Genomic DNA, 18,356 nt, shown 5'->3' with positions numbered 1-18,356 from the left:
TCGTCTGTTAGGTAAAGACACAAAAGCCTGACGATTGACCTGCCTGACTATGCACCAACGGCTACTGACGATGGCCCTTTTTGCGCTGACACCGCTACTGACTAACGCTCAGCCTTCCCGTATCACTGACCACAATGCCATCGGCTGGTTTACGGTCAACGGCGACTACAAGCTGACCCGCCAATGGACTATCCATACGGAAGCACAGTGGCGGCGCGCTAATTTCATAACCAATTGGCAGCAAGCCCTTTATCGGCTGGGTTTGGTGTATAAAGCGACTGACAAGATTCAGCTTTCCGGGGGCTACACGGCCCTGGTTACCTACCCCTACGGCGGCTACCCGGTTGCCGATACGGGTGTGCCCACTACCGAACACCGGGCCTACGAAGACGTGACACTGTCCGATACGGCGGGCATTGTGAACCTCAGCCACCGCGTCAGGCTGGAGCAACGGTGGCTGGCGAACCTCCTGCCCGGTGGGTCGCGCGAGGTAGCCAACTGGCGCTATCAGAACCGGGTTCGCTACCAGCTACAGGCCACGGTGCCGTTGCAGGGCCGGACGCGGGACAACCGGGAATGGTACGCGTTCTTTTATGACGAAATTTTCATCGGTTTCGGGGAAAACGTGGGCAACAATGTCTTCAACCAAAACCGCATCAGCGGTGGCCTCGGCTACCAGTTTTCCGACGCGATCAGGCTGGAGCTTGGCTACCTGAATCAGATCACGCAACACGCTGATAATGACACCGTGACGGGCAAGTCGGTATTTGAAAATAACAACGGCTTCCGGCTGAACGTGGCCTGTGATTTTTAAGTCTGGCCAGACTACCCGTACTCCGTTTAACGACTGGCCAGACTTAGTACTTTATCGACCGTGATGGGCAGGTCGCGGAAGCGGTGGCCGGTAGCGTGGTAAATCGCGTTGGCGATGGCCGCCACGGTACCCACCACCCCAATTTCGCCGATGCCTTTTACGCCAGCAGGGTTCACGATATCGTCGGCTTCTTCGATGAAAAAACCGTCTATTTCCCGAATGTCGGCGTTTACCGGCACGTGGTATTCAGCCAGGTTGGCGTTCATCACGCGGTTGGTCCGCATATCGAAAGCTGTCTTTTCGTGGAGGGCCATACTCACCGCCCAGACCATGCCACCGAGTACCTGACTGCGGGCCGTTTTGAGGTTTACGATACGCCCCGCCGCAAACGACCCCAACAGCCGCGTAACCCGCACTTCGCCCAAGAGTTCATCAACCTCCACTTCGGCAAAAACGGCCCCAAAGGCATTCATGGAGTATTTTTCTTTCTCGTCGCCCTGCTTCGACTGCACTGTGGCCTCTACGGGATTATTGCCATTTCGCTTCAGCAAATTGGTGATGGACTCCCCTATTTTCGGGTTCGACTTCTGCTGCAAGCGGCCACCTTTTTCGGCCACAATGTCGGCTTCAGCTACGTTGAATAGCGGCGATTTCGAGTCTTTGAACGCCAGTTGTTTCGTTTTTTTGAGCACCTCCCGCGCCGCCTGCTCCACCGCCGACCCCGTGCTAGACGTGCAGCGTGACCCTCCCGATACCGACGAAGCCGGGTAGATTGAATCGCCGGCGCTGAGCGTCACCTGGTCGGGGCTAACACCAAAGACTTCGGCGGCAATCTGGGTCATGATTGTAAACGTGCCCGTGCCCAGATCCTGCGTGCCGGTTTCTACCTGTAGCGTGCCGTCGGGTTTCAGGCGCACCAGTGCCGATGACTCCGCCCGGTTCATGGGGTAGACCGTAGTACCCATGCCCATACCCCGGAGGTAATGACCGTTTTTCAGGCTGCGGGGTTCAGCGGGGCGTTTGCTCCAGCCAAAGCGTTCGGCCCCCTGCCGGTAGCATTCGCGCAACGATTTCGACGAAAAGGGCTTGTCCTTGTTAGGGTCTTTCTCCGCATAATTGGCCAGCCGAAACGCCAGTGGGTCCATTTTCAACTGCGCGGCCATTTCGTCGATGGCGCTTTCCAGTGCAAACACGCCGGGGGCCTCGCCCGGTGCCCGCATGGGGGTTGGCGTGCCAATGTTGGCGCGGATAAACTTATGGGTGGTGTCGAGGTTGGAACAGGCGTAGAGCATCCGGGTGATGGTGCCCGCCGGTTCGGCAAAGTCGTCAAAATCAGACGTTTGCACCAGCGAGTGGTGCGCCGTGGCCAGCAGTTTGCCATCGTTGCCGGTGGCCAGCGTCAGCGTCTGCTCCGTGGCCGACCGGTTGCCCACCATGCCAAACATCTGCTCGCGTTTGAGCACCAGCCGGACTGGTTTGCCCACGAGTTTAGCCGCCATAGGGGTCAGCAGTACGTGCGAAAACGTGGTGCCCTTGCTGCCAAAGCCGCCACCCAGAAACTGCGTAATCACGCGGACGTTTTCTTTGGGCATGCCGAAGAGTTCGGCTACCCGCTTCTGGCAACCCGAAATGCCCTGCGTGGCGTTGTACATGGTCAGCTTGTCGCCCTCCCAGAAAGCCAGTAGCGCGTGGGGTTCCAGCGCGTTGTGGTTCATGGTGGGCGTAGTGTAGGTAGCCTCTATCCGCTGCGTTGCCGCCCCTAGTCCCGCCGCCAGATCACCCCGTTTGGTATCGACCTGATCGTCTATGCGGGGCAGTTGCTTAGGCGTAGCCAGGTCGGCTTTGCCGGTGGGCAGCGGCTGTTTCACGGGTTGAATCTGGTAGGTCACCCGCACCAGCGAAGCCCCCTCGGTAGCCTGCTCCAGGGTATCGGCCAGGACCATGGCAATGGGCTGATTGTTGTAGTGCACCAGATCGTCCTGAAAGAGCTGCAACACCCGGTCAGTGGCGATCTCTGACGCCTTGTTTTTGTCTATTCCGGCCAGTTTAGGGGCATTTAGGTGGGTCATCACGTTCACCACGCCTGGCAGTTTCAGCGTCGCGGCGGTGTCGATAGCCGTAATTTTTCCGTTGGCCACGGTGCTCATCACCAGTACGCCATGCAACATACCGGGCCGTTTTATGTCGCCCGAATAGCGGGCACGTCCGGTCGCTTTCAACGCTCCGTCGACGCGGTTTATGGGATCACCCAGCAGTTTCTTTGCCATGTTTTTAGGAGGAGTTTAAGAGGGTTGGTGGTTGGTGGTTAATGGTTGGCTGACGCAAGCGTATTCTCGCGTCAGCCAACCACTAACTACTAACCGTTTGCAACGCTCTGATGATGGCGTTTTCGGCGAGCTGGATCTTGAATGCGTTGTGTTCGTGGGGTTTGGCACCGGCAAGCAGGGCTTGGGCAGCCGTTCGGAAGGTGGCTTCGGTGGCGGGTTTGCCAACCATCGTTTGCTCTACGACGGGCAGTCGCCAGGGTTTGTGGGCTACGCCGCCGAGAGCAATTCGGGCTTCACGGATCATGCCGTTTTGGGTCACCAACCGCGCCGCCACCGATACCAAAGCAAACGCGTAGGAAGCCCGGTCGCGCACTTTCAAGTAATGCGATTTACCACCAACTGCCGACGTCGGCAGGTCGATGGCCGTGATTAACTCGTTGTCTTCCAGCACGGTATCTCGCTGGGGTGTGGTGCCCGGCAGGCGGTGAAACTCCAGGATGGGAATGGACCGGCTGCCATTGGGGCCGGTTACCTGCACCACCGCGTCGAGGGCCGCCAGGGCCACATTCATGTCGCTGGGGTTGGTGGCAATGCAGCTTTCCGACGACCCCAGAATGGCATGGATCCGGTTGTAGCCGCCAATGGCCCCGCAGCCAGTCGGTCGGAATGCCGCATCACCGGCGTCCCGGCCAGGTGTCCGCTTGTTGCAGGGCTGACTGACGTCGTAGAAGTAATTACAGCGGGTGCGTTGCAGCAGGTTGCCGCCCATAGTGGCCATGTTGCGCAGTTGCGGCGATGCACCCGCCAGGAGCGCTTCCGCCAGCAACGGAAACTGTTTCTGTACCAGCGCGTTGGCCGCCACGTCGCTATTGCGGGCCAGGGCACCAATGCGCAGTCCGCCGTTAGCAGGCTCTATTTTGGCCAGATCGAGATGGCTGATGTCAACTAGCCGGTCGGGGTTTTCGACGGCGTATTTCATCAGGTCAACCAGGTTGGTGCCGCCCGCAATAAACTTCGATTGGGGCTGTGCGCCAAGCAGTTGCACGGCATCGGCGGGCTTGGTGGCCTGGGCGTAGCTGAATGATTTCATCCGATGGTGTCTCCTTTTTTAACCGATTCAATAGCCGCCACGATGCCCGCATAGGCCCCGCACCGACATATATTGCCGCTCATCCACTCCCGAATGTCGGCGGGCGAATCGGCGTGACCGTCGCGCAGCACCGCCACGCCCGACATGATCTGTCCGGGGGTGCAGTAGCCGCATTGCAGGCCGTCGTGCTTCACAAAAGCCGCCTGTAGGGGATGCAGTTGCTCCTGTCCGTTGGTTTTTCCGGCGGGGGCCAGCCCCTCGATAGTCGTGATCTCGCGGCCCTGCTGCATTACGGCCAGCAGCAGACAGGCGTTGGCCGTACGACCGTCTACGTGTACCGTGCAGGCCCCGCACTGCCCGTGATCGCAGCCTTTTTTGCTGCCCGTGAGGTCGAGCCGTTCGCGTAGCACGTCGAGCAGCGTTTCGCGGGGTTCGGCGTCGAGCCGGTACGTTTTTTTGTTGACTTTCAGCGTAATGGCCTGTTTCTGAGTCGCATCTACTGCTGGTTCTGCTGGTATCATAGCCCTCGTTGGTGCTACCAGCGGTGGCAATGCCAGCAGCCCCGCCAGAGCCGAAGACTGCTTCAAAAACCAACGCCGATCACTCCCATCAATTATGTGTATTTTATCTGCTGCCATACCCCTTCCCGGTGCTCGTTGGTTCGTATTCATACGTCTGTGCCCGATTAACGAAGGCATTCCAGGAAGGTTATAATAATTTAGCCAGCACAAAAAGTAGTCGGCATCAACGAACCGCTTCTTACCAAAACGTTCATTTTCCTACTTGGCCATTATGCCTATGTCTCCCACCCCCACCCGAAAACAGTTTCTTCAGCAGGCTGGACTACTCAGCGCGGCCACCCTGCTTGGGCCGCTGACTGGTCAGGCGTCTATCATGGCTCAGGCTCCCGACAAACGGGTGCGGATCGGACTCATTGGCTGCGGCAGCGTCTCGAATATGTACCTGCCGCACCTGAGCAAATCGCCCTTTGTGGAGTTGGTCAGCACCTGCGACATCATTCCCGAACGGGCACAGCAGGCCGCCGCCAAGTATAACATCGCCAACCACTACCCCCACATCGACCAACTCCTGGCTGGTGCGCCGTTCGATTTGCTCGTGAACCTGACCAACATGCAGGAACACGGCCGACTGAATCGGCTGGCGCTGCTGGCGGGCAAGCACGTCTGGAGCGAAAAACCAATGGCCAACACCTACCGCGAAGGCCGTGCCCTGCTGGAACTGGCCGTTCAGAAAAAGCGGCGCATCTGGGGCGCTCCGGCGGTAGTGCAGAGTCCACAGTTTGCATTTATGGCGCAGGCCATCCGCGACGGTAAACTCGGAAAAGTATCCGCAGCACACGCGCACTATGGGCACCTTGGCCCCGACTGGTCAGCGTTTTTCTACGAAAAAGGAGGTGGCAGCCTGCCCGACCTGGGGGTCTATAATTTGGCTACGCTGACGGGCTTACTGGGTCCGGCCAAATCTGTAATGGCCATGACGAGCATTGTGACGCCTACCCGCAATACTACCAACAAAGGGCAGATTCCGGTGGTAGCCGAAGACAACGCCATGGTGCTGCTCGACCACGGAAACGGCGTTTTATCGCACGTGCAGTGTGGTTTCAACTACTTCGACCCCTACGGCCACGAAGGCAAAGGCCAGGAAAAGCCCACCATTACGGTCTGGGGCACCAAAGGCAACCTGGCCCTGATTGGCTACGACTGGGCACCCTTTGGCGTGGACATGGCCACCACCGACAACGAAAAAGGCGACCGTTTTGCCACCGACGCCGGGGCCTATCGCTGGGAGATGGGCGCGTCGGTGATTGCCGAATGTTTGGCTACGGGCAAAGAGCCGCTCATCCACCCCGAACACGCCCTGCACGTGCTCGACATCATCGAAGCCGCCCGCAAATCGGGCGACACCGGTCAGCGTATAACGTTACAGTCCACCTTCCGATGGCCGGTGGTGTAGTGAAAGAGCGAATGGTGAGGGGCTAGGAGTCTTGAGTGATAAGGTTGTACTCAGCGTAGCTATGCGCTCTAGGCCTTTCACCCTTTCACTATCCGCACAGCTAACTTAATAAGCGCCTCGTTGGTGGCTTCGTCGGTGATGTGGCCGCTGGCATCCATCTTTTTTCGGACCGACGAAATCACCAGCGAACAGCCATCGGGAATACGTGTGTTTAGGGCCGTGAGCGTGGGTAAGAGCGACGCCATAGCTTTCTGTCCACCCTCATAACCCGGCGAGGCACTGACAACACCCACTAGTTTTTGATCCATCAAAACGGTGGATACAGTCCAATCAAGGGCATTTTTCAACACACCGGGGATGCCAAAGGCGTATTCGGGGGTGCTGATAAGCAAGGCATCGGCCTCGTCGATAGCAGTACGCCACCGAGCTACAGAAGGTAATGGGGCTGTGCCGTTTTCATGATCAGCATCCCGTTCGGGACTGAAATGAGGCAGGTCATCGAGGCCATCAAATACGGTTATCGTAACCCCTTTGGGTAACAGGCCGGCCACGGCCCGAAGAAGTAGCGCGTTGGTAGATCCCTGACGAAGACTACCTGAAATTCCGAGAATTGTCATGTATGCGTTAAAACGTCAATAAGCGATGGCCCGCTCTTTAACCCGTTCACTCGTTCACCCGATACCCTACGGTGAAGCCGACCTGGATATCGGGTTGGAAAAAGGTGTGGGAGCCTGACTTACCAAAGCGGTCGGCCGTGGCGAGGGGATTGTAATAGGGAGAGAACAGGTAATCGGAGGGGTATTGACCACTCAAACTGGCATCGAGCGGTGCCCGTCTGGTCCAGGCGTAGTTGATGCCAAGGCCCGCGTAGAGATCGAGCAAAAACCGGTAGGTACCGTTCAGGCGGGTTAGGGGTACGATCTTACCCACTTTGCCATAAGCCCCCACTACGTAGCGCGTAGCCAATTGATTGACCAACTGAAAATAAGCGCAGTTACCATTCCGGCAATCGCGACCAAGCGTCTGATTATCAACGGCGTTGACCTGTTTATACGTACCTTCCACGGCCCAATACCACGGCGAACTGGTGGCTACACCTTCGCGGGCATACCACCGGTATTGCAGCCGCGCCCGCCAGTTTTCTTTGTTCGTGTACGTGTCTGAGTCGAAGTTCATCAGGCTCCGAAACGCCCCGTAACCCACTTCGGTCTGTATGGCCCCGATCTTGCCCACGGGCGCTTCAACACCCCCATACACGGCCCCGTCGACACCCACGGCCATCAGCGGATTCAGCTTAATCACCACCGACCGGGGAATGGGGCGTTCATACAGCACCGGCCGCGGCTGCCGGACAACCTGTTTATAGCCCGGCACCTGGTCATACCGGGGTACGTTGGAATAAGGGTTCTGCGCCAAAGCCATCAGCGGCCCCAGCCAGCAACACAGCAGCAGGGTTGATTTCATCGGGGCGCGAAGGGAATGGTGCTCAGCAGTTTGATCGATTTCAGATTGCTGTAGTCATACTGGTAAATGCCTTTGGTACCCGTCACAATCAGCACGTTACGGGCCGGAATGAGGTCGTAAGTACTGATGTCCTGGAGGAAGGCAACCTCGCGCAGGTTGGCCGGGTCGGTGGCATCAAACACACGCAGGCCCGAATCGCCCTCACCCACAAACAGCGTGTTGCCGTCGATACCCAAGCCACGGGGGTTGGTCATGGGGTAGCTGCGAATAAGTTTCGGCTTCAGCGGGTCACTGATATCGACGGTTTCGAGCAGGTTTTGCCCGTTTCGGCAAGTGGTGCCGCTGCGGAGGGTAGCGTAGGCAATGGTGCCCTGCGCCACCACCGGGTCGCAACTAAACCAGTGGGTGTATGTGCTCACGTAGGAGGGCGTGGCGGGTTTCTGGCTGCGGTCGTAAAACAGGATGCCCGTAGGCGTACCCAGCAGCAGGTAGTTGCCAAACGGAAAAATGGTTTCGGGCATGGTGCCATACAAGGTGGTGCTGCTTCCAAATACTGGGTTCTGGCTGGCGGTTACTTTGTATGATTGCAGCGTTTGCTGGTGCAGAATATACAGAAAATCGTCGGCCACGGTAAACCGGGCCGTAGACCCACCCGTGCCCGCGCCAGTGGTGGGCGTGAGTGCATCGCCACTCGACCGGCAGGCGCACAAACCGGCTAGCAGCAAGACATATAGGACAGCTTTCATAGGCATAACGGTTTGGTGGTTAGCGGTAGCACTGTGGGTTGGTAAGGGCGGTACGTTCCCAGCCCACCACATAGCCTTTAGCCGGGTCGGGACACTCGAACCACACCTGCCGGGCATCGGGGTAGTTGCTGATGGTGAAGACGTCGGCCATGCGTTTTACCACCCGCACGCTGGCCGGGCGGCCAATATTAATGGCTATGAGGTCGGGGCCGTTGTTGGCGTAGAGCGTACTGTCTTTCACGGCCATTTCCGAGTTACCGGGAATACGCAGAAAGCCCAGTTCGACCGGTTTGGCAGGGTTGCGGTTGTCGAAAATATGGATGCCCCGCTGCTGATCGTTGATGAACAGGTAGCCGTCTTTGATGTAGATTTTGCCGGGGCTTTGCAGCGGCTGCGGGGCCTCTACCGTCACGTTGCGCAGGTCTTCGTTGGTGATGTAGACGGGTCGGTAGCCGTTGGCGGGGTCGCCTGGTTGCGGCGCGGGGGTGAATGGGTGCTTACAGCCGTCGAGCAGCAAAGGTACCAGCAGGGTCAGCAGGCATAATCGCGTATAGGTGTGCATGGGGCATAAGTTTATACATGACTTCACCAAGATACAATTTTCTGGTAAAGGGTTGGAATCGGTTGCTGGCAGGGGCTGGCCGGTACGTATTGGTGGCTGAGCGTATATTCTGCTTACTTCGTCCTTTGCTGTCAGCAGCCTATTCCTAAACCACGCTCTGCTTCATGGTGCCCCAACCAATAGCCTCACAAACCACCACTACCCGCTCGCTGATCAGCGTCATCGGTGCCTCGTCGGTGGGTACGCTCATCGAATGGTACGACTTCTACATTTTCGGCTCACTGGCGTCGGTGCTGGCCTCGAAGTTTTTCCCCGAAGCCAACCCCACGGCGGCGTTTCTAAGCACCCTGGCCACCTTCGCGGCGGGCTTTGTGGTGCGGCCATTCGGGGCGTTGTTTTTCGGGCGGCTGGGCGATATGATTGGCCGGAAGTACACGTTCATGGTCACGCTGCTGCTTATGGGCGGGGCCACGTTTGCCATTGGCCTTGTGCCCGGCTATGCTACCATTGGCTTTCTGGCTCCGGTGCTGGTGCTACTATTGAGACTGTTACAGGGGCTGGCCCTCGGCGGTGAGTACGGCGGCGCAGCAACCTACGTGGCCGAACATGCCCCCGCCCATCAGCGTGGCTACTGGACGTCGTGGATCCAGACAACGGCCACGGCAGGTCTGTTTGTGTCACTGCTCGTGATCATGGGTACGCGGCTGGCCCTTACCAAAGAGGCGTTCGACGATTGGGGCTGGCGGGTGCCGTTTTGGGCCTCGGTCATGATGGTCGCCGTGTCGTACCTGATCCGGCGCAACATGAGCGAGTCGCCCTTGTTTGCCAAAGCGAAGGCAGAAGGCAAAACCGCCACCAACCCACTGAAAGAGAGTTTCGGAAACCGCTACAACGTCAAATTCGTACTCCTGGCCCTGTTTGGGGCCACCATGGGGCAGGGTGTCATTTTCTACACGGGACAGTTTTACGCCTTGAGTTTCATCGAAAAAATCGGCCACGTCGATAAGATGCAGACCGACGGACTGATGACGATTGCCCTGCTGATGGGGACGCCCTTTTTCGTGTTCTTCGGCTGGCTGTCGGACAAGATTGGCCGGAAAGGCATCATGATGACGGGTATGCTATTGGCCGTGCTGGCCTACCGCCCCATCTACCAGCGGATGTACGAGGCCATGAGCCTGCAAAACCGCACCGAACAGCCCGACAAAACCACGCGAAAAAACACCCAAACCCCCGACCCGGTCATTGGCGGCGCAACGGTACAGACACAGACCGTGCAACGTACCTATACCGACGGTACCATGGCCACCGAGGTGACAACCACCAAACAACTGGCCGACGCCACGCAAGGTGAGCTGGGGCCACCGGTAACGACGGTGAAAGAAACGATTACACTCAACAGCAGCGACCGCTGGACGTTGATCTGGCTGGTGTTTGCGCAGGTGCTGCTGGTGACGATGGTGTACGGCCCCATCGCCGCGTTTTTGGTCGAGCTGTTCCCCACGCGCATCCGCTATACGTCGATGTCGTTGCCCTACCACATTGGCAACGGCGTATTCGGCGGGTTGATGCCCGCCGTAGCCACGTACCTGGCCACCAACGCCAATAATGCCAACGCAACGGCCAAACAAGCCGGACTAGCCGCTCCCTACGCCGCCCCATACCTGGAAGGCCTCTGGTACCCCATCGCCGTTGCCGCCGTCTGTTTCGTGATCGGCCTGTTGTACATCAACGGCAACGATAAACGTGGTTCGTAGTTGGTGGTTTGTGGTTGCTTCGCGCTGTAGTGGCTGACGCAACCACAAACTACCAACCACAAACTACCAACTACGAACCCCCAACCTTTCCCTCATGAACGCTCTCAAAAAATACCTCGGCATTGCCTGGCTCGCCTTAGCCGCGTTGGTTGGCTATTTCGGCATTATGGATTTTGGACTGCCCAAGCTGGGCACCGGCAAAACCGATGACCTCGTCTTTGGCATCATCATTTTGTTTATTTTGATGCCCATCATCGTGGGCGGCCTTGTCACGTTCGGCTGGTTCGCTCTCCAGGGTGATTATGACGAATAGCCCCTTATGCCCACCACCAACAACTACGCCGACCAATACCACCGCAGCCTGACCAACCCCGATGGTTTCTGGGCCGAGCAGGCTTCGCGCATCCCGTGGTACACGCCTCCCACGCAAAGTCAGTCTACGGATGCCGACGGCCTCACCCGCTGGTATGCCGATGGGGTGATGAACACCTGCTATGCCGCTATTGACTACCATATTGAACAGGGCCGGGGTGAGCAACCCGCCCTGATCTACGACTCGCCCGCCACGGGGCAGGTGCGTACCTATACCTACCTCGACCTGCGCGACGAGGTGGCACGGGTGGCGGGTATGCTGCGCAATCTGGGCGTAAGCAAAGGCGATACCGTGGTGATCTATATGCCCATGGTGCCCGAAGCGGCCTTCGCCATGCTGGCCTGCGCCCGGCTGGGGGCCGTGCATTCGGTGGTGTTTGGCGGGTTTGCTTCGCCCGAACTGGCCGTGCGTATTGATGATGTCCGGCCACGTGTGGTGCTATCAGCGAGTTGCGGTATTGAGTTCGGCACCGTCATCCCCTACAAACCCCTGCTCGATGCGGCATTAGCCCAATCAGCTTATCCACCCGCACACTGCGTCATTCTTCAACGCCCTCAATGTGAGGCCATTATGCAATCTGGTCGTGATCTGGACTGGGCTACCTTGCTGGCCCGCGCTACCCCCGCCGACTGCGTACCCGTGCTGGCCACCGACCCGCTGTATGTGCTCTACACGTCGGGCACAACGGGCAGACCCAAGGGCATTGTGCGCGACAACGGGGGGCATGCCGTGGCGCTAGCCTACAGCCTGGAAGCGATCTACGACGTACGGCCCGGCGAGGTATTCTGGGCGGCTTCAGACCTGGGCTGGGCAGTAGGCCACAGTTACATTGTCTATGGCCCACTGATCTACGGCTGCACGGCCATTTTGTTTGAAGGCAAGCCCGTCCGCACCCCCGACGCCGGTACGTTCTGGCGTGTCATTGCCGACCATAAGGTCAACGTGTTTTTTACAGCACCCACCGCGTTCAGGGCTATTCGGAAAGAAGATCCGGAAGCATCGCTGCGGCGCAACTACGACCTCTCATCGATCAGGGCCTTGTTTGTAGCGGGCGAACGTTGCGATCCACCCACCCTCGGCTGGCTCGATCAGATACTGAACATCCCCGTCATTGACCACTGGTGGCAGACCGAATCGGGCTGGCCGATGGTGGCCAATCAGTTGGGCCTCGACCCTATTCCCGTGAAAATGGGGTCGTCCTCGAAACCTGTTTGCGGCTACGACTTGCAGATTCTGGACGAAGATGGGCAGCAACTTGGGCCGAATCAGGAGGGGTACGTTTGTGTGAAATTGCCCCTACCGCCGGGGTTTACGCCCACCCTCTGGCACGACACGCCCCGCTTCCGCGAGTCGTACCTCAACCGCTTCCCTGGCTATTACCTCACCGGCGACGGCGGATACATCGACGAAGACGGCTATGTATTCATTATGGGTCGGGTAGACGACGTAATCAACGTGGCTGGTCACCGGCTGTCGACCGGCGAGATGGAAGAGATCGTGGGGGCGCATGCCGCCGTGGCTGAGTGCGCCGTGGTGGGGATTGCCTGCCCCCTGCGCGGACAGCGCCCGGTGGGGTTTGTGGTGCTCAAAGACGGCCAAACCATCACGCCCGAGCAACTGGAAACTGAATTAGTCACGCTGCTCCGTGAGCAAATCGGGGCTGTAGCTTATTTCCGTAATGCATTGGCCGTGAAACGATTACCGAAGACGCGCTCCGGAAAAATTCTCCGTAAAACCATCCGCCAACTCGCTGATGGCGAACCGTTCACCATCCCCGCTACCATCGACGACCCCGCGATTATCGACGAAATTCGGTTGGTACTGGCAAGCCGGAAGGTTGGGGTTGCGTTTGGTGAATAGTGTGTGCGATGGTGTAGCTTCGCGCTAGTACGGCTTCGCTAGCTAGGCCCCTCGACTGCGCTCGGGGTGACAGGCCAATAAGCAACTATCCTGGCTTGATTCAACATCGTTGTCACCCCGAGCGCAGTCGAGGGGCCTAGCTAGCGAAGCCACCACAGCAACAAGCCACTGCTAATACAAGCTCCCCCCTCCTTAACCATGAAAAAATACTACGTCTACCCGCTTCGCTGCGCTGACCGGACGTATTACACGGGTGTCACCAACGACCCCGACCGGCGGCTCGCGGAGCATCTCGAAGGTGAGGACGTGAACGCGTATACGTACCCACGCCGCCCCGTCGAATTAGTTTGGTACGATGCGTTTCAAAGCCCAATGGCCGCTATCGAAGTAGAAAAGCAGGTTAAAAACTGGAGTCGTAAGAAGAAAGAAGCCCTCATCGCAGGCAAATTTGACCTGCTTCGTGAGCTGGCTACCTGTTTGAATAAATCTCATTTTTCGTTGAAAGAGGTCCGAATGAAACGAAAAGATGAAGGTGACTAGCTGGTGTAACTGTTAGCGTGTGTGGCTTCGCTAACTAGGCCCCTCGACTGCGCTCGGGGTGACAGGGGAATAAGCAACTATCCTAGCTTGATTCAAGGTCGTTGTCACCCCGAGCGCAGTCGAGGGGCCTAGCTAGCGAAGCCACACACGCACGCAATCCCCGCACCCTCAACTGCGCCCAACTTTGATCTACTTAGCCAGGGGTAAACTTCGCCGATGCCTGTACTTTTACCCCGTCAATCATTCCGTTACCCATGCGCATTACAACCTTTGCCGAGTACGAAACCGCTTACCAGAAAAGCGTCGAAGACCCCGAATCGTTTTGGGCCGAAATCGCCCAGGAGTTCCAGTGGCGCAAACCGTGGACCAAAACCCTTCAGTGGAACTTCACCGAACCCAACGTGAAGTGGTTTGTCGGCGGTAAACTCAACATTACCGAAAACTGCCTCGACCGGCACCTCGCCACCCGCGGCGATCAACCCGCCCTGATCTGGGAACCTAACGACCCCTCGGAAGCGGGCGTCACGCTGACCTACCGGATGCTCCACGATCAGGTATGCCGGATGGCGAACGTGCTGAAAAAGAACGGCGTCGTGAAGGGCGACCGGATCTGTATCTACATGCCGATGGTGCCCGAACTGGCCATCGCCGTGCTGGCCTGCGCCCGCATCGGGGCCGTACATTCGGTCATTTTCGGGGGTTTTTCGGCCCAAAGCATCGCCGACCGGATCAACGACGCGGCCTGCAAGCTGGTCATCACTGCCGACGGTGCCTACCGGGGTAACAAAGAAATTCCACTCAAAGGCACCGTCGATGATGCCCTGATCGGCTGCCCCACCGTGGAACGCGTGATCGTGATGACCCGCACCCGCACGCCGGTGTCGATGCTGAAAGGCCGCGACGTCTGGATGGAGCAGGAACTGAAGCATGTCACCGCCGACTGCCCCGCCGAGGAGATGGATGCCGAAGACATGCTGTTCATCCTCTACACGTCGGGCAGCACGGGCAAGCCCAAGGGCGTGGTGCACACCTGCGGCGGCTACATGGTCTACGCGGCCTACACCTTCCAGAACGTGTTTCAGTACGACGCCCCGCTGGGCGAACGCGCACCCACTGAACGCAGCCCGGTCCATTTCTGCACCGCCGACATTGGCTGGATCACCGGGCATAGCTACATCGTCTACGGTCCCCTCGCCTGCGGGGCTACCACGTTGCTCTTCGAGGGCGTACCTACGTACCCCGACGCGGGCCGGCTGTGGGACGTAGTAGACAAGCACGACGTGAACATCCTCTACACCGCCCCCACGGCCATCCGATCTCTGATGGGATTTGGGTTGGATCCTGTGAAGGACAAGGATTTAAGCAGCCTAAAGGTGCTGGGGTCGGTGGGTGAGCCGATCAACGAAGAGGCCTGGCATTGGTACGACGATAATATCGGCAAGAACCGCTGCCCCATCGTGGATACGTGGTGGCAAACCGAAAACGGCGGCATCCTGATTTCGCCACTGGCGGGCATCACCAAAACCAAACCGTCGTTTGCTACCCTGCCGCTGCCCGGTGTGCAACCTGTGTTGGTCGACGAGAACGGGAAGGAAATCGAGGGCAACGGCGTCAGCGGCAACCTATGCATCAAGTTTCCGTGGCCGGGCATCCTGCGCACCACCTACGGCGACCACGAACGCTGCCGCCAAACGTATTTCGCCACCTACCCCGGCCTCTACTTCACCGGCGACGGCTGCCTCCGCGACGAAGACGGCTACTACCGCATCACGGGCCGCGTAGACGACGTGCTCAACGTGTCGGGCCACCGCATCGGTACGGCGGAGGTCGAAAACGCGATCAACATGCACACGGGCGTGGTAGAAAGCGCCGTTGTCGGCTACCCCCACGACATCAAAGGGCAGGGTATCTACGCCTACGTCATCACCGACCAGCAGCCCACAGATCACGACGCTGAACTGACCAAACGCGACATACTGGCCACCGTCACCCGCGTGATCGGGGCTATTGCCAAACCCGATAAGATTCAGTTTGTCAGCGGCTTACCCAAAACGCGTTCGGGCAAAATCATGCGCCGCATCCTCCGCAAAATCGCCGAAGGCGACACCAGCAACCTGGGCGACACGTCTACGTTATTGGACCCGGCGGTGGTGGAAGAGATTAAGAATGGGGCGGTATAGCATATTTGTGATACGTAAAAACGGAAGCCAGCAAGGTAATTTGCTGGCTTCCGTTTTTACGGAATTTGTATAATTTCTGTCCCTTCTCCTTTTTTCGGATACTTTACCTTAACCAAGTTCAAACCAAAAGGGACTAAATGATCATAATCGTTATCTGAGGTGTAGAGGTTTAGCTCATAAAAAATAGCTGTTGCAGCAATCCAAAGATCGTTTTTACCCATTTTCCGGGCTGTCTGTCCTTTCGGAGGTGGATCGTTCGGCAACTTTCCCTTACTGTAACAATCTATTCGTACATACTCATCGAATAAAGCCACATCTACAGCAATCTTTGGCAGTCTGTTAAGCATTCTTTCCAGCGGCCTTATGCGATTTTCGCCCCAATTCTATTGCTTAGCTAATGAGCGTAATTCAGCTTCGGTGACTAACGAGATGAATGAACTGGGAGGTAAGTTTAATCCGCTACGTAAGGCATTTACAACAACACACGTATCCAAAAGTGCAGCCATCTAGTAGTGCTTAGTTATCGCTACTTAAGTCATGTGTCATTTCTTCCCATTCCTTTTCCGAAATTTCAATCAAAGGCGCTTTTATAGAACGGCTATTACCAATTGCTTCGCTTAAAGCATCGATACCGCCCGCTTCCCGAATTTCTCTGGATGAGTAGACAGGAAACGAGGTTTGGCCGTCTGAGGCAGGTACAAATAAGGATGTTTGAGAGATCGGCAAAGCCACTTTAATAGCTTCACTAGAGAGAATAAATGTATTATCTCCTGATTTGACAACTACAAAACCTTCTCCAGCATTGTTGCGCCTTACTCTTGCCTTCCGTACAGAAGGATGTCTGCCTGTGCCAGTTTTATGCGTAGATTTCATAAGTCGTTTTTCTTAACCAAATATACATTTTTTGCCTGAGGATAGTTTATCCCAACCGGCATAAACACGTTACAGTCTTACTACGTCTATGCCTCGCCTGTTGCTGTTACTATTTTTTGGTTGTCTGAGTGCCTGTGGGCAGGGGCAGCAACCGCAGCAGGAAGCACATGCTGTAGCCATAGCACAGCTACCCGCGCCAACACCCTACGCACAGAAACTGTCTGAAGTAGCCCTCAGCCTGACCCGGCAATCGGTACAGTATGACCCGACCTATTTCCGAATTCCCTACCCCAACGGCGATGTTCCCGCTGACCGGGGTGTTTGTACCGACGTGGTTATCCGGGCATACCGCAAACTGGGCGTAGACCTGCAACAGCGCGTTCATGAGGACATGAAAGCCAATTTCGACCGCTATCCAAAAAAGTGGGGTCTCAGGACAACCGATACGAACATCGACCACCGGCGCGTCCCAAACCTGATGACGTTTTTCAGCCGACACGGGCAATCGAAATCCTGCTCCAACCGGGGCCGTGATTACCTGCCCGGCGACATTGTAACGTGGAATTTACCCGGCAACCTGACACACATTGGCATCGTGGTAAACCGCCTTTCGACAGACCATACTCGCCCGCTCGTTGTGCACAATATTGGTCGGGGGCAAGAAATATCCGACTGCCTCTTTTCGTGGCCCATCACCGGGCATTACTACTACACGCCATAGTAATCAGCGACCATACACAGGCGAAAAACCATACATGGCAGAATCGTTTTGTCGGACAGAGAACCCGTCTCGGCCGTTCTTTTTGCGGCTTCGGTACACCTTTCGACAACGTACCTAGTTGAACAGGCGAGGTTTGTGGCGTTCAATCAACGCACACAACACCATGTCGCTTTCCAGGCGTCTTTCTTTGCTACTTGGCTTTGGGCTACTGCTGAGTGGTCTTTTTTGGGGTTTCAGTAACCCGCAGTCAGACGAAGCAACTGCTGCACCAGGGCCAACTAACCCGCCCGACAAAACGGCGGCGGTTAACGTACCCAGCCCGGTTACCGTACAACGGGCAACCGCGGGCATCACGGCGACAACCACATCCGGGTCGCTCGAGTATGCGGGTGTGACCATGCCTAATCGCACAGTCGTCATTACTTCCGAGACGCAGGGGCGGGTGGTGCAGGTGCTGGCGAAAACGGGGCAGACCGTACAGCGCGGGCAGACGTTTGCCGTGGCCGATACGTACCTGAAAACGTTGGCGGTCCGGGCGGCGGAGGCCCAACTAACGCAGGTACGTGGCCAACTCGAACAGGCCCGCCGCCAAACCGACCGGCTTCGTGCCCTTGCCGCCGAACGCAACGCGTCGGTGGTTGAACTGGAAAACGCGCAGAACCAATTGAGTCAACTGGACGCGCAGCATACCGCCGCGCAGGTACAGCTTCAGCAGGCCCAACGCCAACTCGCCGACGCCACCGTGCGCGTTCCCGCCGCGGGCATTCTGGTCGAACGAACCGTTGAACCCGGCGCGGTGCTTCAACCCGGCACCGAACTCGGCAAAATCGTCGATATCTCGACCCTCAAGGTTCGCATCATGGTTCCGGAGCAGGAAGTATTCCGCCTGCGCCTCGGCCAAACTGCCCGCCTTCAGCCCGACGCGCTGCCGGGCCTCTCCCTCACCGGGCGCATCACCCTCATCGGCAGCCTCGCCGACGACGTCCGCAACTTCCCCGTCGAACTCACCCTCGCCAACCCAACCAGACGCTTGAAGGCGGGGCAAAGCGTAAGGGTAACGGTAAGCGGTGAGCGGTAAGTGATAAGTGGCTTCGCAAAGCCAACACGCAGCAAAAGCCCACTTACCGTTTACCAC

At 57.5% G+C, this 18,356-nt stretch carries 18 protein-coding genes; 9 read left to right on the top strand and 9 right to left on the bottom strand.

Annotation, left to right across the window (positions count from 1 at the left end):
- Window positions 1–49: 49 nt before the first annotated feature.
- Window positions 50–814, top strand: a complete 765-nt coding sequence (locus J2I48_RS10955; RefSeq protein WP_207335485.1) for a DUF2490 domain-containing protein — start codon at window positions 50–52, stop codon at window positions 812–814.
- A gap of 26 nt (window positions 815–840) precedes the next feature.
- Here the strand turns inward: J2I48_RS10955 and J2I48_RS10950 are convergent, their stop codons facing one another.
- From J2I48_RS10950 to J2I48_RS10940, 3 genes are all read right to left on the bottom strand, one after another.
- On the bottom strand, window positions 841–3,081 hold the full coding sequence (locus J2I48_RS10950; RefSeq protein WP_207335484.1) for a xanthine dehydrogenase family protein molybdopterin-binding subunit: 2,241 nt from the start codon (window positions 3,079–3,081) through the stop codon (window positions 841–843).
- A gap of 82 nt (window positions 3,082–3,163) precedes the next feature.
- A complete protein-coding gene (locus tag J2I48_RS10945) occupies window positions 3,164–4,171 on the bottom strand; it encodes an FAD binding domain-containing protein (protein ID WP_207335483.1) in 1,008 nt (335 codons plus the stop codon).
- On the bottom strand, window positions 4,168–4,842 hold the full coding sequence (locus tag J2I48_RS10940) for a (2Fe-2S)-binding protein (protein WP_374758157.1): 675 nt from the start codon (window positions 4,840–4,842) through the stop codon (window positions 4,168–4,170). The genes J2I48_RS10945 and J2I48_RS10940 overlap by 4 nt, the downstream gene beginning before the upstream one ends.
- A 121-nt stretch (window positions 4,843–4,963) precedes the next feature.
- Between J2I48_RS10940 and J2I48_RS10935 the strand changes: the two genes are divergently transcribed.
- The gene (locus J2I48_RS10935; RefSeq protein WP_207335482.1) at window positions 4,964–6,145 is read left to right on the top strand and encodes a Gfo/Idh/MocA family protein; all 1,182 of its coding nucleotides are present in this window, start codon (window positions 4,964–4,966) and stop codon (window positions 6,143–6,145) included.
- Between the two features lie 77 nt (window positions 6,146–6,222).
- On the opposite strand, the gene J2I48_RS10930 is transcribed toward J2I48_RS10935, so the two are convergent.
- The 4 genes from J2I48_RS10930 to J2I48_RS10915 are packed head-to-tail and all read right to left on the bottom strand — an operon-like array spanning window position 6,223 to window position 8,917.
- A complete protein-coding gene (locus J2I48_RS10930; protein ID WP_207335481.1) occupies window positions 6,223–6,762 on the bottom strand; it encodes an NADPH-dependent FMN reductase in 540 nt (179 codons plus the stop codon).
- 46 nt (window positions 6,763–6,808) lie between these two features.
- A complete protein-coding gene (locus tag J2I48_RS10925; RefSeq protein ID WP_207335480.1) occupies window positions 6,809–7,609 on the bottom strand; it encodes a hypothetical protein in 801 nt (266 codons plus the stop codon).
- Window positions 7,606–8,355 (bottom strand): LVIVD repeat-containing protein, encoded by a 750-nt coding sequence (locus J2I48_RS10920; protein WP_207335479.1) that lies wholly within the window; start codon window positions 8,353–8,355, stop codon window positions 7,606–7,608. Before J2I48_RS10920 ends, J2I48_RS10925 begins: the two co-directional genes overlap by 4 nt.
- 19 nt (window positions 8,356–8,374) lie before the next feature.
- Window positions 8,375–8,917: an LVIVD repeat-containing protein gene (locus J2I48_RS10915; protein ID WP_207335478.1), complete on the bottom strand. Its 543-nt coding sequence runs from the start codon at window positions 8,915–8,917 to the stop codon at window positions 8,375–8,377.
- A 164-nt stretch (window positions 8,918–9,081) separates the two neighbouring features.
- Here J2I48_RS10915 and J2I48_RS10910 point away from each other — a divergent pair, with 164 nt between their 5' ends.
- From J2I48_RS10910 to acs, 5 genes are all read left to right on the top strand, one after another.
- Window positions 9,082–10,674 carry an MFS transporter gene (locus J2I48_RS10910; protein WP_207335477.1) on the top strand — a complete coding sequence of 531 codons (1,593 nt, stop codon included), beginning with the start codon at window positions 9,082–9,084 and terminating at the stop codon, window positions 10,672–10,674.
- 94 nt (window positions 10,675–10,768) lie between these two features.
- Complete coding sequence (locus J2I48_RS10905) at window positions 10,769–10,987, top strand: DUF6814 family protein (RefSeq protein WP_207335476.1); 219 nt, start codon at window positions 10,769–10,771, stop codon at window positions 10,985–10,987.
- A 6-nt stretch (window positions 10,988–10,993) separates the two neighbouring features.
- Complete coding sequence (locus J2I48_RS10900; protein WP_207335475.1) at window positions 10,994–12,907, top strand: propionyl-CoA synthetase; 1,914 nt, start codon at window positions 10,994–10,996, stop codon at window positions 12,905–12,907.
- Between the two features lie 198 nt (window positions 12,908–13,105).
- Window positions 13,106–13,447, top strand: a complete 342-nt coding sequence (locus J2I48_RS10895; protein ID WP_207335474.1) for a GIY-YIG nuclease family protein — start codon at window positions 13,106–13,108, stop codon at window positions 13,445–13,447.
- Between the two features lie 254 nt (window positions 13,448–13,701).
- Entirely contained in the window at window positions 13,702–15,627 is a 1,926-nt protein-coding gene (gene acs / locus J2I48_RS10890; protein ID WP_207335473.1) for an acetate--CoA ligase, read from the top strand.
- A gap of 56 nt (window positions 15,628–15,683) precedes the next feature.
- On the opposite strand, the gene J2I48_RS10885 is transcribed toward acs, so the two are convergent.
- Both J2I48_RS10885 and J2I48_RS10880 read right to left on the bottom strand, forming a co-directional pair.
- On the bottom strand, window positions 15,684–15,974 hold the full coding sequence (locus J2I48_RS10885) for a PIN domain-containing protein (protein WP_207335472.1): 291 nt from the start codon (window positions 15,972–15,974) through the stop codon (window positions 15,684–15,686).
- Between the two features lie 169 nt (window positions 15,975–16,143).
- On the bottom strand, window positions 16,144–16,500 hold the full coding sequence (locus J2I48_RS10880) for a hypothetical protein (RefSeq protein ID WP_207335471.1): 357 nt from the start codon (window positions 16,498–16,500) through the stop codon (window positions 16,144–16,146).
- A gap of 88 nt (window positions 16,501–16,588) precedes the next feature.
- Here J2I48_RS10880 and J2I48_RS10875 point away from each other — a divergent pair, with 88 nt between their 5' ends.
- Complete coding sequence (locus tag J2I48_RS10875) at window positions 16,589–17,221, top strand: DUF1287 domain-containing protein (RefSeq protein ID WP_207335470.1); 633 nt, start codon at window positions 16,589–16,591, stop codon at window positions 17,219–17,221.
- A gap of 163 nt (window positions 17,222–17,384) precedes the next feature.
- The gene (locus J2I48_RS10870; RefSeq protein WP_207335469.1) at window positions 17,385–18,299 is read left to right on the top strand and encodes an efflux RND transporter periplasmic adaptor subunit; all 915 of its coding nucleotides are present in this window, start codon (window positions 17,385–17,387) and stop codon (window positions 18,297–18,299) included.
- The last annotated feature ends 57 nt before the right edge of the window (window positions 18,300–18,356 follow it).

This window comes from Fibrella aquatilis, from assembly GCF_017353255.1.
GTDB lineage: Bacteria > Bacteroidota > Bacteroidia > Cytophagales > Spirosomataceae > Fibrella > Fibrella aquatilis.
This window is presented reverse-complemented; position numbering and strand designations above follow the sequence as displayed.